This window comes from Falsiroseomonas sp., from assembly GCF_051859025.1.
Classification (GTDB): Bacteria; Pseudomonadota; Alphaproteobacteria; order Acetobacterales; family Acetobacteraceae; genus Falsiroseomonas.
In genome coordinates this window covers 66,484-81,758 of sequence record NZ_JBHYGL010000037.1, presented here as the reverse complement: position 1 = coordinate 81,758, position 15,275 = coordinate 66,484, and the positions used below count along the sequence as shown (strand labels likewise).

At 70.0% G+C, this 15,275-nt stretch carries 15 protein-coding genes; 7 read left to right on the top strand and 8 right to left on the bottom strand.

Translation table 11 applies throughout. From position 1 onward, the window contains the following. Window positions 1-4: 4 nt before the first annotated feature. Both ACTIE5_RS23490 and ACTIE5_RS23485 read right to left on the bottom strand, forming a co-directional pair. Window positions 5-1,126: a methionine ABC transporter ATP-binding protein gene (locus ACTIE5_RS23490; protein WP_439552154.1), complete on the bottom strand. Its 1,122-nt coding sequence runs from the start codon at window positions 1,124-1,126 to the stop codon at window positions 5-7. A 13-nt stretch (window positions 1,127-1,139) separates the two neighbouring features. Beyond that, window positions 1,140-1,334, bottom strand: a complete 195-nt coding sequence (locus ACTIE5_RS23485) for a hypothetical protein (RefSeq protein WP_439552153.1) — start codon at window positions 1,332-1,334, stop codon at window positions 1,140-1,142. 339 nt (window positions 1,335-1,673) lie between these two features. Between ACTIE5_RS23485 and ACTIE5_RS23480 the strand changes: the two genes are divergently transcribed. Next, window positions 1,674-2,075: a hypothetical protein gene (locus ACTIE5_RS23480; RefSeq protein ID WP_439552152.1), complete on the top strand. Its 402-nt coding sequence runs from the start codon at window positions 1,674-1,676 to the stop codon at window positions 2,073-2,075. On the opposite strand, the gene ACTIE5_RS23475 is transcribed toward ACTIE5_RS23480, so the two are convergent. Then, on the bottom strand, window positions 2,072-3,142 hold the full coding sequence (locus ACTIE5_RS23475; protein ID WP_439552151.1) for a hypothetical protein: 1,071 nt from the start codon (window positions 3,140-3,142) through the stop codon (window positions 2,072-2,074). The genes ACTIE5_RS23480 and ACTIE5_RS23475 overlap by 4 nt on opposite strands. Window positions 3,143-3,193: 51 nt before the next feature. Then, window positions 3,194-3,682, bottom strand: coding sequence for a CinA family protein (locus ACTIE5_RS23470; RefSeq protein WP_439552150.1), 489 nt, complete (start codon window positions 3,680-3,682; stop codon window positions 3,194-3,196). A gap of 225 nt (window positions 3,683-3,907) precedes the next feature. Between ACTIE5_RS23470 and ACTIE5_RS23465 the strand changes: the two genes are divergently transcribed. The 5 genes from ACTIE5_RS23465 to ACTIE5_RS23445 are packed head-to-tail and all read left to right on the top strand — an operon-like array spanning window position 3,908 to window position 8,590. Continuing rightward, window positions 3,908-6,016, top strand: a complete 2,109-nt coding sequence (locus ACTIE5_RS23465) for a TonB-dependent receptor (RefSeq protein ID WP_439552149.1) — start codon at window positions 3,908-3,910, stop codon at window positions 6,014-6,016. Further along, window positions 6,016-6,702: a Fe2+-dependent dioxygenase gene (locus ACTIE5_RS23460; RefSeq protein WP_439552148.1), complete on the top strand. Its 687-nt coding sequence runs from the start codon at window positions 6,016-6,018 to the stop codon at window positions 6,700-6,702. Before ACTIE5_RS23465 ends, ACTIE5_RS23460 begins: the two co-directional genes overlap by 1 nt. Beyond that, the gene (locus ACTIE5_RS23455) at window positions 6,702-7,364 is read left to right on the top strand and encodes a MotA/TolQ/ExbB proton channel family protein (protein WP_439552147.1); all 663 of its coding nucleotides are present in this window, start codon (window positions 6,702-6,704) and stop codon (window positions 7,362-7,364) included. The genes ACTIE5_RS23460 and ACTIE5_RS23455 overlap by 1 nt, the downstream gene beginning before the upstream one ends. Before the next feature lie 4 nt (window positions 7,365-7,368). Further along, a complete protein-coding gene (locus ACTIE5_RS23450; RefSeq protein ID WP_439552146.1) occupies window positions 7,369-7,800 on the top strand; it encodes an ExbD/TolR family protein in 432 nt (143 codons plus the stop codon). After that, window positions 7,781-8,590 (top strand): energy transducer TonB, encoded by an 810-nt coding sequence (locus tag ACTIE5_RS23445; protein WP_439552145.1) that lies wholly within the window; start codon window positions 7,781-7,783, stop codon window positions 8,588-8,590. The genes ACTIE5_RS23450 and ACTIE5_RS23445 overlap by 20 nt, the downstream gene beginning before the upstream one ends. Here the strand turns inward: ACTIE5_RS23445 and ACTIE5_RS23440 are convergent, their stop codons facing one another. After that, window positions 8,591-9,892, bottom strand: coding sequence for an NtaA/DmoA family FMN-dependent monooxygenase (locus tag ACTIE5_RS23440; RefSeq protein ID WP_439552144.1), 1,302 nt, complete (start codon window positions 9,890-9,892; stop codon window positions 8,591-8,593). A gap of 2 nt (window positions 9,893-9,894) precedes the next feature. Then, window positions 9,895-11,277 carry an amidohydrolase family protein gene (locus tag ACTIE5_RS23435; RefSeq protein ID WP_439552143.1) on the bottom strand — a complete coding sequence of 461 codons (1,383 nt, stop codon included), beginning with the start codon at window positions 11,275-11,277 and terminating at the stop codon, window positions 9,895-9,897. Window positions 11,278-11,370: 93 nt separating this feature from the next. On the opposite strand from ACTIE5_RS23435, the gene ACTIE5_RS23430 reads away from it, so the two are divergent. Then, window positions 11,371-12,924 carry an ABC transporter substrate-binding protein gene (locus ACTIE5_RS23430; RefSeq protein ID WP_439552142.1) on the top strand — a complete coding sequence of 518 codons (1,554 nt, stop codon included), beginning with the start codon at window positions 11,371-11,373 and terminating at the stop codon, window positions 12,922-12,924. Window position 12,925: 1 nt separating this feature from the next. Here ACTIE5_RS23430 and ACTIE5_RS23425 read toward each other — a convergent pair whose 3' ends face one another. After that, complete coding sequence (locus ACTIE5_RS23425) at window positions 12,926-13,624, bottom strand: SDR family NAD(P)-dependent oxidoreductase (RefSeq protein WP_439552141.1); 699 nt, start codon at window positions 13,622-13,624, stop codon at window positions 12,926-12,928. Window positions 13,625-13,636: 12 nt separating this feature from the next. Continuing rightward, window positions 13,637-15,271 carry an alpha-D-glucose phosphate-specific phosphoglucomutase gene (locus ACTIE5_RS23420; RefSeq protein ID WP_439552140.1) on the bottom strand — a complete coding sequence of 545 codons (1,635 nt, stop codon included), beginning with the start codon at window positions 15,269-15,271 and terminating at the stop codon, window positions 13,637-13,639. Between the last annotated feature and the right edge of the window lie 4 nt (window positions 15,272-15,275).

Sequence of the window (15,275 nt, the reverse complement as noted above, 5' to 3'; positions counted from 1 at the left end):
CAGCTCATGCCGCGATCTCCGTCACCGTCAGGCCCAGGTCCCGCATCCAGCCGAAGGCCGCGTCGATGGCGCCATCCGGCCCATAGGCCGCCAGCGCCATCACGCCGAAGGGCTCCCCCGCGATGTCGTCCACCCGGCCGGAGACGATGTTGATGTCGAGCCCGTAGTCCCGGCTCGCCTCGCTCACCACCGCGCGGGTCGAATTCGGCCCGGTGAAGACCACCTGCGCCAGGCGGCGCACCTCCCCCGCGCGCGGCGCGGGCAGGCGGGCGATTGTGCTTTCCGGCACGCCATGGCCGATCACCTCCGCCACGAAGCTGCGCGTGGTCGCGTGTTCGGGGCGCGTGAAGACGGAGAAGACGGGCCCGTGCTCGATCACGCGGCCCGCTTCCATCACGGCGACGCGATCGCAGATCGCCTTCACCACCGCCATCTCATGGGTGATGAGCAGCACGGTCAGGTCGAGCCTGGTGCGAAGGTCGCGGATCAGCGCCAGGATCTCCCGCGTCGTCTCGGGGTCCAGCGCGCTCGTCGCCTCGTCGCACAGCAGGATGCGGGGGCGCGAGGCGAGGGCGCGCGCGATGCCGACGCGCTGCTTCTGCCCGCCGGAAAGCTGCGCGGGATAGGCATCCCGCTTCCCCTCCAGCCCCACCAGCGGCAGGATTTCCGCGACGCGCGCGCGGCGTTCGGCGGCGGGCAGTCCGGCGACTTCCAGCGGGAAGGCGACATTCTCCGCCACCGTGCGGCGCGTGTGCAGGTTGAAGTGCTGGAACACCATGCCGATGCCGCGCCGCGCTTCGCGCAGCCCCGCATCATCCAGCGCCAGCAGGTCCTGCCCCAGCACGGTGACGCCACCGCTATCCGGCCGCTCCAGCAGGTTGACGCTGCGGATCAGCGTGGACTTGCCAGCGCCCGACCGTCCGACGATGCCGAAGACCTCGCCTTCCCGCACGCTGAGCGAAACATCGTCCAGCGCCAGGGTGTTGCCGCGGGCGAAGCGTTTCGTGAGGCGATCCAGCGTGATCGCCCAGGGGGTCACGGTCGGGGAGGTGTTGTCCGGCATGGCGTCGGCCATGTGGCGCGGCGCCAGGCGCGCGGCAACCCTCGCGGTGAGCAGGTCTGCCATCGGCTTCGTTGCGTCAGTGGGGCCTGCGCGTCGTGGCGCGCGCCAGCACCAGGCGCGCCACGCGGGCGACTTCCTCGGCACTGGTGAAATGCGTGCCGTGCAGATCGTCCAGCACGGGATCCACCGCGACGAAATGCCAGGAGAGGGATGAATTGACCGCGACGCCGACGAAACGGCCATCGATGTCGATGGGACGGGATTCGATCATGGAATGCACTCCGGAAGCGTGACCAGGGACGGTGTCGTGGGGCGGCCTTCAGCCGCGGCGACAGCGCCGCATTCGCCGCGTGCCCGGGCAGGCCAAGGCGACGATGGTGGTCAGGGGCGGGTGCACGGTGCGTGATCCTCATCAGGCCCCCGGGAGATGCGCTGGCTACCACGCGCCGTCAAGGTAAAAACCGTTTAGCATCGTGAAATTATGCGTGGCGGGATCGCCGCGAAGCTAACCGCCCCATGGCAGGGCAGGGAAGCAACGTCATGTCGCGCGGCTGCTTAATCAACGCGCCGGTGTCGTTGAACCGGCCCCACCCATCCGCTAAGCCGCCGCATGGAGTTGAACCCCGAGATCATCGCCCGCATCGATGGACGCCTCGACCGCCTCGGCCTGGTGGCGGAGGAGGTGGACCTCGCTGCCGGCCTCAAGCCCGGCACCATCGCCGCCCTGCTGCGGGGCGATGGCGCCCTGCCGCGCGGCCAGGCGCTGAGGCGCCTCGCGGCTGCCCTCGATGTCGACGAAGCCTTCGTGCTGGGACTGGAGCCCGGCGACCTCATCCCGCCGCACATGCTGGAGGAACCGCAGGGCGATCTCGGCCTGCTGGCGCCGGATGAGGAAGCGCTGCTGCGCCACTACCGCCGGCTCGACGTGCCGACGCGGGCCGCCTTCGGCCTTGTCCTGGCCCGCGCCGCGGGGCCGGAGCCGGAGCCGCCCACGAAGCGGGGGCGCCGCTAGCGCGGGTTGCTGAACCGCGCATTGCCGAGCCCCGTGCCGATGGTCAGCACGCCCCAGCGCTCCACATCCCCCATCGCCGGCGCCTGGCTCAGCCCCTGCACGACGGCGTCATTGTGCAGGATGATGGTCGGCGCCACGCCGTCGATCGTTGGCAGCGCGGCCGCCAGCGCCTCCGGCAGCCGGAAATCCTCATCCTCCCAATTGCCGCCCGGCAGGTTCTGGCCGCCGCGGGCGATGCGCCCATCCCGCGTGATCACACCAGGGCAGCCGATGCCGATGAAGGGCGCCAGCCGCCTGCCCATCACCGCGGCATGGTCCACCATATGCGCCAGCAGGGAGGCCAGCTTCGCCACCGCCTCGTCGCGCCCGGGCGCTTCCTCCGCATGCTTCCATCGTTCGGAATCGAGGACGCTGGCGCCCGACAGATCCGCCGCATCGCCGAGCGCGACCAGCCCGGCGCGCATGTTCGTTCCACCGATATCGACGGCCAGGCAGGCATCGAAGCCTTCCAGCAGCGCGGGCGGCGCCAGATGCGGCGCGCCGCACAGCGCGGCGTCGTCGGGGTGGTGCAGCACCGGCGCGACGCGCACCGGCTCCCCGGCCGCGCGCAGCAGAACGCCGAGGCGCCCCACCGCCATCAGCCCCACCTTCGCCTCCAGGAAGCCGCCGCCAACCGCGATGCGTTCGGTGCCCTGCCAATCCGGCAGGCGCAGGAAGCGGCGCACCACCGCGGCCATGTCCTGCGCGAAATCCTCGATGGCGGAATGCACGAGGCCCGCCGCTTCGGGGTCCTCCGCGGTGCTATCCAGCATGGCGTCCAACTCCGCCCGGTCGATCGCCCGCGTGGGCCGGCCTTCGCCGACGGCATCCTCCAGCGGATCCTCGCCCCCCGACGCGCGCCGCACGCGGGTGCGCCAGTCATCGAGCATTTCCATGAAGGCGCGGTTGCTGGCCCGGTCGCCGAGGAAGCCCGGCCCGTCGGGGTCATGCAGTTCCGCGTTGTAGGCATCGAGGCGCAGTCGCGGCAGATCGGCCGCGCCATGGGGGGCGGTGGGCTTGTCGGGCATGCAACCTCGGCTGCGGATGAAGCCGAGTTAACGTGATCGGTCCCGCCGGGTTCAGCCCGCGTCGGTGATCGCCTGTTCCAGCAGTATCAGCGCGGCCGCCGCGAAGCGGCGCATGTTGTCCGCCCGATCCGCGCTGCCCGTCTCCAGCGTCGTCACGCGCGTCACGGCACCCGTCACCGCCAGGCAGGCATGGCCGGCCGCATCGCCGTAGCGATTGCCCGAAGGCCCCGCCGCGCCCGTCTCCGCAACGCCCCAATCCGCGTCGAGCTTGCGCCGGATCGTCGCCGCACAGAGCGCGGCATAGGGCTCCGACGCCGACCGCATCCCGCGCATGTCATCGTGCGTGATGCCGAGCAAGCCGCCGCGCGCCTGCGCCGTGTAGACCACGGCGCCGCCGCGGAAATACGCGCTGGCGCCGGGCAGGGCGAGGAGGCTGGCCGCGACCAGCCCGCCGGCGGCGGATTCGGACACCGCCACCGTTTCCCCGCGGGCCTTGAGCAGTTCGCCGATGCGGGCGGCGATCGGCAGCAGATCCTGCATGGCGGCGGCTTTCCTGATGAGCGCGGCAGAATCTTACAGCTTTTCAATGCCCGCAAGACCATCCGTCACAGTCCGTGATATTGCGAGGCATTCGCAAACAGTCTAATCGCGTCGGACCCGCCGGAAAGGCGGTGTCCTTTCTGCCAAGCCAGCCAGCACCGGGCCGCTCCTCCCCCGCGCGCAAGCCAGCCAGGCGCCACTTCGAGCCCCTGGAGCGCCCCGCCCGTGAAGCCCGCCCCCCTCATGACTCCCGGCCTGCTGAAGCCGACGCTCGGCCTGGCGGGTATCGGCCTCGTCACCGCGCTCGGCGCGCCTGCCGCCACCGGCCAGGAAGCCCCGTCCGCCGCGCTGCCGGAAATCGGCATCACCGGCCAGGCGCCCTCCACCTACCGCACGGAAACCGCGCCGCTCAGCCGCAGCCCCGTCACGGCCGGGGAGATGCCGCAGACCGTCAACGTCATCCCCCGCGCGGTGATGGAGGAACGCGCCGCGACGACCGTGCGGGAGGCGCTGCGCAACGTCACCGGCATCAGCCTCTCGGCCGGTGAGGGCGGGTTCAGCGGCGACAACCTCACGCTCCGCGGCTTCTCCGCCCGCAGCGACTTCTTCATCGATGGCATCAGGGACACCGGCCAGTACACGCGCGACACCTTCTTCCTGGAATCGGTCGATGTGCTGAAGGGCCCGTCCTCCGTCATGTTCGGCCGGGGATCGACGGGCGGCGCGGTGGACCAGCGGTCGCGCCTGCCGCTGGCGACGAACCAGGGCGAGGTCTGGATCTCCGGCTACTCGCCCTCCGGCGTCCGCGCCACCAGCGACGTGAACATCCGCGCCGGCGACGTGGCCGCGCGCATCGCCGCGATGGGGTCGCGCATCGATGCATCGCAGCGCGACCACGTCTTCAACGAACGCTGGGGCGTCTTCCCCTCCGTCACCTGGGGCATCGGCGGGCCGACCTCCCTGACCCTGTCCTGGCTGCACCAGGAGGAACGCAACATGCCGGATTACGGCGTGCCCTACCGCAACGGCCGCCCGCTGCGCGTCTCGACCAACACCTTCTATGGCCTGAACCAGACCGATGAGGAGAACACGCAGACCGATGTCTTCACCGCGCGGCTCGAACACCGCGTGAATGAAGGCGTGCTGCTGCGCAACACCACGCGCTGGGCGAACTACTCCCGCGACGTCTCCGCCACCGCGCCGCGCCTGAACGCGACCGGCACCGCCATCACGCGGCAGTCCCAGGTGCGGTCCGGCTTCGACACCATGATGGTGAACCAGTCGGAGGCCTCGCTGAACCTCAACCTGCTGGGCTTCCGCCATGACATCCTGGCGGGCGTGGAGTTCGGGCGGGAATCCTCGGAAGTCACGCGCTACAACCAGACCGGCCGGCCCCTCGCCAACCTGCTCTCGCCCGATTTCTACGCCACCGGCAACATCGTCACGTCCCTGGCGTCGGACATCAAGACCTCCGCCGACACCATGGCCTTCTACGTCGTGGACCGCATCCACCTCAGCGAGCAATGGGAAGTCATGCTCGGCGGGCGGTGGGAGAGCTTCGACGCATCCCAGACCAACCGCGGCAACTCGCAGGTCTTCAGCCGAACGGACCAGGAAGCGACCTGGCGCGGCGCGCTGATCTTCAAGCCGTGGGAGGGTGTGCGCACCTACGTCTCCGCCGGCACCTCCTTCAACCCCTCCGCCGAATCGCTGACGCTGGCGGCGAACAATGCGAATCTCGCGCCGGAAACCGCGACCACCTACGAATTCGGCGCGTCCTGGAACATCGCGGATGGCGTGCGCCTGCAAGGCGCGCTGTTCCGGACGGAGAAGCTGAACGCCCGCACCAGCGACCCCGCCAATTCCACGCTGCAGGTGCTGGATGGCCAGGTGCGCGTGGATGGCGCGGAGGTCTCCGTCCAGGGCCGCATCATGCCGGGCTGGAACGTCATGGCCGGCTACACCTACATGCAGTCGGAAATCCGCAGTTCCGGCAACGCGGCGGAAGTCGGCAAGGAATTCGCCAACGTCCCGCCGCACTCGGCGTCGCTCTGGTCCACCTATGACCTGCCGGGCGACATCCAGGTCGGCGGCGGCCTGTCCTTCGTAGACCGGCGCTTCGCCAACACGACCAACACCGCGCTGGCACCGTCCTACACCAGGCTCGACGCAGCCCTGGCCTGGAACCCGAGCCAGTCCAACCTGCAGGGGCTCCGCGTGCAGCTGAACGCCATCAACCTGGGCGATGCCCGAACCTATGACACGGTCTATACCGGCCATGTCGTCCCCGGCGTCGGCCGCACCTTCATCGCCAGCGCGGCGGTGCGTTTCTGATGCTGGTCGAGATCGCCGATGTCCTGACGGCGGAGGAGGCGGCGCGTGCGCATGCCGCCCTTTCCGCCGCGCCCTGGATCGATGGCCGCGCCACGGCCGGGCACCAATCCGCGGGGGTGAAGCACAACCTTCAGATCGAGGAAGGCACCAGGCTGCACCAGGAGCTCGGCGATCTCGTGCTCGGCGGGCTCGGACGGTCGGCGCTGTTCATCTCCGCCGTCCTGCCCTTCCGCGTCTTCCCCCCGCTGTTCAACCGCTACGATCCGGGGATGGATTTCGGCGCGCATGTGGACAACGCGATCCGCCAGATCCGCGGCACGCCCCACCGCATCCGCACCGACGTCTCCTGCACCTTGTTCCTGACGCCGCCTGAGGAATATGAGGGCGGCGAGCTCGTGGTGCAGGACACCTATGGCGAACAGCGGGTGAAGCTGCCGGCCGGCCACGCCGTGGTCTATCCCGCCACCAGCCTGCACCGGGTGGAACCCGTGACGCGCGGCAGCCGCGTCTCCGCCTTCTTCTGGGTGCAGTCGATGATCCGCGATGACATGCAGCGCCGGCTGCTCTTCGACCTCGACATGGCGATCAACGGCGTGATGGCGGAGCTGCCGCCCTCCCATGGCGGGCCGGTCGCGCTGACGGGCGTCTATCACAACCTGCTTCGGCAATGGGCGGAGGTCGCGTGATGCAGGAAGCCATGCATGGGCCGGACCTGTCGCCGGTCGGCCTCATCCTCCAGGCCGGGCCGGTGGTGCAGGGCGTCATGGCGGTGCTCGCTCTGGCCTCCGTCGCCTGCTGGGCGGTGGCGATCGAGAACGCGATCCTGCTGCGCCGCCTGAGGCGGGAAGTCGCCGCCCTGTCGCATATGGAGGCCACCCATACGGGGGAGGGCCTGGCCGCCCGCCTGCATCGCGCCGCCGCGCGCGAATGGTCGGAAGGCCGCGAACAGGGCGAAAGCCGCGGCGAATACCGGGAGAGGATCGAGCGCGCGATGCGCGACCTTCTGGGCAGCGCGCTGCGCGGCATGCAGGGCGGCGTACCGATCCTGGCCACCACCGGCGCCGTGGCGCCCTTCGTCGGGCTGTTCGGCACGGTCTGGGGCATCATGGGCAGTTTCCAGGGCATCGCGAAGATGCAGGACACCAGCCTGGCCGTCGTGGCGCCCGGCATCGCGGAAGCGTTGCTGGCCACCGCCATCGGCCTGGTCGCCGCCATCCCCGCCGTCATCGCCTATAACCGCATCACGCTGCGTTTCGCGCGGCTGCGGCAGGAAGCGCTGTCCGCCATCGCGACCGTCGGCGCGCGGCTCTCCGCCCGCCCGCCCCGCGCCTCCCGCGCGGCGGAGTAGTGCCATGGCCTTCCGTATGGCTGGCGAGGATGAGGGCGAGGACCAGCCGATCGCAGAGATCAACGTGACACCCTTCGTCGATGTGATGCTGGTGCTGCTGATCATCTTCATGGTGGCGGCGCCGATGATGCAGGCGGGCGTGCCGGTGGATCTGCCGCGCAGCGCCGCGCCCCGCGCCTCCAGCCCCCAGCCGCCCGTGCTGCTGACCGTGACGCGCGACGGCGCCATCCACCTGGACCAGGACCGCATCGAGGAAGCCGGGCTGTCCGATCGCCTGGTGGCGCTGCGCCAGGCGAATGAGAATGTCACCGTGCATGTCCGCGGCGACCGCAACGTGCCCTATGGCGATGTGCTGCGCGTCATGGGCCGCGTCGCCGCCGCCGGCATCTCCCGCGTTGCTTTGATCTCGGAGCCCGATGCCGGTGGGCGCCGCTAAACCCGCGTGGCTGGTGGTGACGGCGCCGCGCTGGCCGCGCGCGGTGGGCGCCGGCCTGGCGCTGTCGCTGCATGGCGGCGTCGCCGCCTGGCTGCTGCTGGCCCCGCCCGCGCAGGCCCTGCAGGAACCCGTTCTAATCCCCCTCCAGGCCGTGCTCGCCGATCCGGTGATGGAGGAGAGCGAGGCCCCCGCCGCGCAGCAGGCCGAGGCCCAGCCCGCGCAGTCCCCGCCGCCCGAACCCGCGCCGCCCGAACCGCCGCAGCCCGAGCCGCCCCCGTCGGAGCCGGAGCCGGAGCCGGAGCCGCCGCCGCCAGAACCGGCGCCGGAACCCGCACCGGAGCCGCCGCCGCCCGAGCCCCCGCGCCCGGCTGCCCCGCCGCCGCGCCCCGCGCCGCCACGGCCGCCGGTGGCGCGCGTCCCGGCCTCCGCCGCCATGCCATCCCCCGCGCCGTCAACGGTGCCCACAGCCTCCCCAGGCCCGCCGGCGCCCGTCGCGGCCTCCGGCCCGCCGCCCTCCTACCTCCAGGCCCTGGCGGGCGCGCTGGAGCGGCAGAAGCGCTATCCCGATGGTGCCCGGGCGCGGCGCGCCAGCGGCGTCGCCATGCTGCGCTTCACCGTGCTGCGGGATGGCCGCGTGGCGCGCTGGCAGATCGCGCGCGGGTCCGGCGACGCGGAGCTGGATTCAGCCGTGGAGCAGATGATCCAGCGCGCCACGCTGCCCGCCTTCCCCGCGGGGATGGAGGGCGACCTGCTGGAAGTGACGGTGCCGGTGCGCTTCCAGATCCGCTGATCAACCGGCGTCGAGAAGGTTGCCCCGCAGCGTCGCCGCCGCGTAGCGCGTGCGGAACAGGCCGCGGCGCTGCAATTCGGGCACCAGCATCGTCGCCACTTCCTCGAAGGTCGTGGGGAAGACCGTGGGCGGCAGGATGAAGCCATCCGCCGCGCCGGATTTGAACCAATCCTCCATCATGTCCGCCACCTGCGCCGCCGTGCCAACAACCATGTCCCGCGGCAGGCGCACGGCCTGGGCGAAGCTGATGCCCTTCGCCTTCGCCACCTGCATCATCCGGTCGCGGTGGCCCTGCACGCCCTGGTTCCCGGATTGCGCGACCAACGCGCCCTCATCATCGATCACGCTGAGATCGGCGGCGACGGACCAGGAGGCGGCGGCGATGACGAGTTCCGGGTCCACCTGGCTTTCGATGAAGGCCGCCTTCTCCCGCGCGATCGATTCCGTTTCCCCCAGCACCACGGTGAAGGAAGGCAGCACCGCGCATTCATCGGGGTTGCGGCCGATGGCGTCCATCCGCGCGCGGATGTCGGTGCGATAGGCAAGCGCCGCGGATTTCGTCGCGGGCGAGCAGAAGATCATCTCCGCCCATCGCGCCGCGAAGGCCCGCCCGCGATCGGACGACCCCGCCTGCATGATGACGGGCCTGCCCTGCGGTGATCGCGGGATGGACAGCGGCCCGCGGCTGGCCACGTACTTCCCCTTGTAGTTCGCGTAGCGGATCTTCGACGGGTCCGCGAAGACGCCGCTTTGCTTGTCCAGCACCAGCGCATCCGCGTCCCAGCCCTCCCACAGCGCGGTGCAGGCTTCCAGGATCTCATCCGCGCGGTCGTAACGCTGGTCCTTCGGCGGCAGCCCTTCCTCCCCGCAATTCTGCGCCTCGAACTCCCGCGCCGTGGTCACGACGTTCCAGGCCACGCGGCCCTTGCTGAGGATGTCGAGCGACCCAAGGCTGCGTGCCAGATTGTAGGGATTGTGGAAGGTGGTGGAGAGCGTGGCGCCGAGTCCGAGGCGCGTCGTGACCCGCGCCATCAGCGGCAGCAGGGTCATCGGGTCCAGCAGCGAGAGCTGCCCGCCGCGCGCCACGTAATCGTCGAAATTGCCCTTGTAGAGATCGGGCACGCCGAGCCCATCTGCGAAGAAGCAGGCATCGAAGAAGCCGGCTTCCAGCACCTGCGCGATGCGTTCCCAACGCGTCGGCTCGAACAGATCATCCAGCGTCGCGGTCGGGTGGCGCCAGGTGCTGGGATAGCTCGCCGAGGGCCCCGTCTTCATGTAGGCGACCAGATGCATCTTCCGCATGGTCAGATGTCCAGCCAGCGCAGCGCGCGCGGCGGCGGCAAATCCGGGTTCGCGGCCAGCATCCGTGCCCACACCGCCTGCGTCACGCCCTGCGCTTCCTCGATCAGCGCCTGTTCATCCGTGACCAGCAGCTTGCCGTCCCGCAGCACGAATTCGCCATCCACCATCACACTCTCCACCGTGCCGGGATGGCCATAATGCACGATGTTGCCGATGAGGTTCGTCACAGGCCGCAGCGCGGGGCTGTTGAGGTTGAGGAAGGTGAGGTCGGCCTTCTTTCCCGCCTCGATGCTGCCGAGGTCGTGGCTGCGTCCGATCGACTTTGCGCCGTTCACGTTCACCGCATCGAAGATCGCTTCCGGCTGCGGGTCCACGCCCTGGATGCCCTCCGCGCCGCGATGCACGATCAGGCCGATCTTCATGGCGTGGAACATGTCCTCCGTCATGTTGTCGGTGCCGAAGCAGATGTTGACGCCGGCGGCGCGGATCTTCTTGGCCAGCACGGGATGCGGCCCGCGGCGGGACCCGTTGGCGGGGCAATGCACCATCTGCATGCCTCTTTCGCCCAGCAGCGCGACATCGGCTTCCGTGCAGTAGGTCCAATGCGCGGCCACGACATCCGGCGCCGCCCAGCCATGCCGCGCCAGGTACTCTGCCGGTGTGCAGCCATAGCGGTCCCGCACCGCGCGGATTTCCTCCACCGATTGCGCCAGGTGGATGGTGCGCGGCATTCCGTGCTCGCGCGCCAACTCGGTCAGCTTTTCCAGGTATGCCGGCGTGCAGTTATCCGTCGCATGCGCCGCGATCTGGATCTGCAACCTCCCGTCATGCGTGTTGTGGAAACGCTCGATCCCGGCCTTCGTACGTTCAAGAAAAAAGTCGCCGAAGGCCGGGTCGGGCGACCAGTCGCCATGGCGGATCTTCAGCGTGTTCACATCGGCGCAATTCTCGCTGAGCACGAGTCGCACGCCGAGCCCCGCCATCGCATCCGCGTAGTCCGGCACGTGGCGGAAGGGATCGACGAAGGTGGTGCAGCCGGACCGGATGCCCTCCACGATGCCGAGCATGCCCATCACCGAACGCTCATGCGGCGTCATGGTGTAGGAAACCGGCGACATGTAGCCGTAGACGGCGTTGCCCGCCCAATCCTCCACCGTCGCGCGCAGCACGGTCAGGATGGTGTGGGTGTGCGCGTTGATGAAGCCGGGCAGCACCGCCTTGCCGCGCGCGCTCATTCGCGGAAGGTCGTGATGCGCTTCCTGCATCGCCGCCGTCGGGCCCACCGCCGCGATGCGGTCGCCGCGGATCGCGATGGCGCTGCGATCAAGAATTGTGCGTGCTGCATCCTGCGTGACGATGACTGCATCGGTGATGAGCAGGTCCATCGGGCGGAGCACTCCCTCGCGGTGATGACCGCGATTGCGGGGCCGCATCGCGATCCATAGGATCGGCGCGAAGCATGTTCATGGGGTGTCCCGATGCGCAAGACCCTGCTCGCCCTCGCGCTGCTTGCAGCACCTGATGCCGTGTCGCAGACGCTGTCCATCGGCGTCGGCGGCGCCTTCACCTCCATGGACCCGCACTACCACACCCTCACGCCCAATAATGCGCTTACCAAGCATGTCTTCGAACGCCTGGTCGCGACCGACGAGGATTTCCGCCTGAAGCCCGGCCTTGCGACGTCATGGCAGGCGATCAGCGACACGGTGTGGGAATTCAGGCTGCGCCAGGGTGTGGTGTGGCATGACGGCACGCCATTCACGGCGGAGGATGTCGTCTTCTCCTTCGAACGCGTCCCCCAGGTCCGCAACAGCCCCGGCAGCTTCACCATCTACACGCGCCCGGTGCAGCGCATCGAGATCGTCGATGCCCACACCATCCGCCTGCACACAGCCACACCCAACCCGCTGATCCCGAATTTGATGAGCGGCATCACCATCATCAACCGCAGCCTCGGCCTGCAGGTGGAGACATCGGAGTTCAACAGTGGCCGCGCCGCGATCGGCACCGGCCCCTATCGCCTGGTGTCCTATTCCCCGGGCAGCGAGGCCGTGATGCAGCGCAACCCGTCCTGGTGGGGCGGGCAGCAGCCCTGGGCGCGCGTCAACTACCGCGTCATCGCGAACGATGCGTCGCGCATCGCCGCACTCCGTGCCGGCGATGTCGATGTCATCGATGCCGTCTCCACGCGCGATGTCGATGCGCTGCGCGCCAACCCCGCGATCTCCATCGCCAGCCGCCCGGCGCTGCGCAACATCTACCTCTATCTCGACCACCGGCGGGACGATACGCCAGGTGTTACCGGCGTGAATGGCGAACGCCTGCCGCGCAGCCCGCTGCGGGACCAGCGGGTGCGCGAAGCCCTGTCGCTGTCCATCAACCGCGATGCCATCGTCCGCCAGGTGATGGGCGGCCACGCCACGCCATCGGGCCAGTTCCTGGCCGCGGGAATGATGGGGCATGATCCCGAAACCCGCCCCGATCCCTTCGACCCCGCCCGCGCCCAGCGCCTGCTCGCCGATGCGGGCTTCGCCGGCGGCTTCCGCGTCGTCCTCGCCGGCCCCAATGACCGCTACGTGAATGATGACCGCATCATCCAGGCCGTGGCGCAGATGTGGTCGCGCATCGGCGTGCGGACCGAAATCCAGGCGCTGCCCTCCAACGTCTATTTCACGCGTTCGGCGCGGGAGGAATTCTCCATCGGCCTCAGCGGCTGGGGCACCGGCACCGGAGAGCCCGACAGCCCCATGGTCGCCCTGATCGCGACGACCGACCGCGCGCGGGGCCGCGGCACCTCCAACCGTTCGCTGTATTCCAACCCCGCCTTCGACGCGGTGCTGGAACGCGCGCTGACAACCCTCGATCCCGCGTCGCGGGAGGTGGCCTATCGCGAGGCGACCCGCATCGCCATGCGCGACTACGCCATCATCCCGCTGCACCACCAGGTGAACATCTGGGCCGCGCGCCGTGGCCTGCGCGTGGTCGCGCGCAATGATGAGGAGACCTACGCGATGTCGGTCTCCCCCGAGTAGGTCAGCCCCTGCCGGTGACGGGCAGCAGCACGCCCGTGATGCCGCTCGCCGCCGGGCTGACCAGGAAGGCCGCGGCTTCCGCCAACTGCGCCGGCTGCACCCATCCGGAGGTATCGGCCCCCGGCATCGCCGCGCGGTTCTGCGGGGTGTCGATGGTGCCGGGCAGGATGGCGTTCATCCGCAGCCCGCTTGGCTTCAACTCCTCAGCATAGGCTTCCACCAGGCGCAGCACGCCCGACTTGCTGGCTGAATAGGCCGCGAGCTGCGCGGGCGCCTTCAGCCCGGCCATGGCGCCGATCGCCACCAGGCTGCCGCTGCCCTGGGGGCGCATGGCGGCGATGGCGGCGCGGAACAAATTCACCGTCGTCATCAGGTTCAGCCGGAACATCCGCTCGAACAGCTCGGCGCCGCCATCCCCGATGGAGGCCATGTCGAAGCCGCCCACGGTATGCACGACGCCATCGAGGCGCCCGAACCGCGCCATCACCGCAGCCACCGCTGCCTCGCAGGCGGGGCCGTCGCCGAGGTCCACGCCCGCCAGCACCATGTGCCCGCTGCCCGGCAGCCCCGCGACCATTGCTTCCAGCGGCGCCGAGACGCGGTCCAGCGCGACGACGGTGCCCCCGCGCGCGGCCAGGGCGGCGACCACGGCGCGGCCGAGATTGCCGGCGGCGCCGGTGACGAGCGTGATGTCAGCCATGATCTTCCTGCCTCACGTGATAATGCTGGGTTCCGCGCGGCCTGTATGCGCCTCGATCCCCGCGATGGCCCGCGCCGCGGCAATCACGGGGGCGAGCACGTCCTGCACCGGCAGGGCGTGGCGCGCGGCATCGGGCTCGAAGCGCTCGAGGTAGACGCGCAGGGTGGCGCCGACCGTGCCCGTTCCGGACAGGCGGAACACCGCCCGAGCATCCTCGGCGAACAGGATGCGCACGCCCTGCGCGGGCGTCACGCTGCCATCGACGGGGTCGGCATAGGCGAAGTCATCCGCCGCCGCGACCGTCAGCCCGGCGAAGGACTGGCCTGGCAGCGTGGGCAGCTTCGCGCGCAGCGCCGCCATCAGCGCCTTCGCCGCGTCGCTGTCGACTTCCTCATAATCATGGCGGCTGTAGTAGTCCCGCCCGAATTCAGCCCAATGGTCCCGCACGATCGCATCCGCGCGCCTGCCCGTCGCGGCGATGATGTTCAGCCAGACCAGCACGGCCCAGAGGCCATCCTTCTCCCGCACATGGTTCGACCCGGTGCCGGCGCTCTCCTCCCCGCACAGCGTGATGCGGCTGGAATCGAGCAGGTTGGCGAAGAACTTCCACCCCGTCGGCGTCTCGTAGCAGGGAATGCCGAGGCGCTTCGCCACCCGGTCCACCGCGCGGCTGGTCGGCATGGACCTCGCGACGCCGGCAAGCCCCTGCGCATAGCCCGGCGCGCGATGGGCATGGGCGGCCAGGATCGCCAGGCTGTCCGACGGCGTCACGAACATCCCCGGCGCCACGATCATGTTGCGGTCGCCATCGCCATCGCTGGCCGCGCCGAAATCGGGCGGCGCGTCGCCCATCATCTCCGCCATGAGGTCCGCGGCGTGGACGGGGTTGGGGTCCGGGTGGTGGCCGCCGAAATCGGGCAGGGGGGTCGCGTTCACGACGGTGCCGGCGGGCGCGCCGAGGCGACCCTCGATGATCGCCTTCGCATAGGGCCCCGTCACCGCGCTCATCGCATCGAAGCGCATGCGGAAGCCGCGTGCGAACATGCCGGCGATGGCGGGGAAATCGACCAGCGTTTCCATCAGCGCCGCATGGCCCGCGACGGGATCGATGACGGACACCGTCGCTTCCAGCAGCCGCGTGTCGCCGATCGCGTCGATATCCGGCGCCGCTTCCTCCGCGATCCGGTATTCCGTCAGCGCCGCGGCGCGGCGATGGATCGCCTCCGTCACCTCCTCCGGCGCCGGGCCGCCATTGGCGGTGTTGAACTTGATGCCGAAATCGCCGTCCGGCCCGCCGGGATTGTGGCTGGCGGAGAGCACGATGCCGCCGATCGCGCCGCTCGCGCGGATCAGCGCCGATGCCGCGGGGGTGGAGAGCAGCCCGCCCTGCCCGACCAGGATGCGCCCCGCGCCGGCGGCGGCGGCCATGCGGATCGCTGTCTCCGCCACCTGCCGGTTGAGGTATCGCCCATCGCCGCCGATCACCAGCGTGGCGCCTCGCAGCCTGTCACCGACGACGTCGAGGATCGACTGGAGAAAATTCTCGACATAGTGGGGCTGCTGGAAGACCGGCACCTTCTTCCGCAGGCCGGATGTGCCGGGCCGCTGGTCGGCAAAAGGCGTCGTCGCCACCTGGCGGATGGGCATCCCT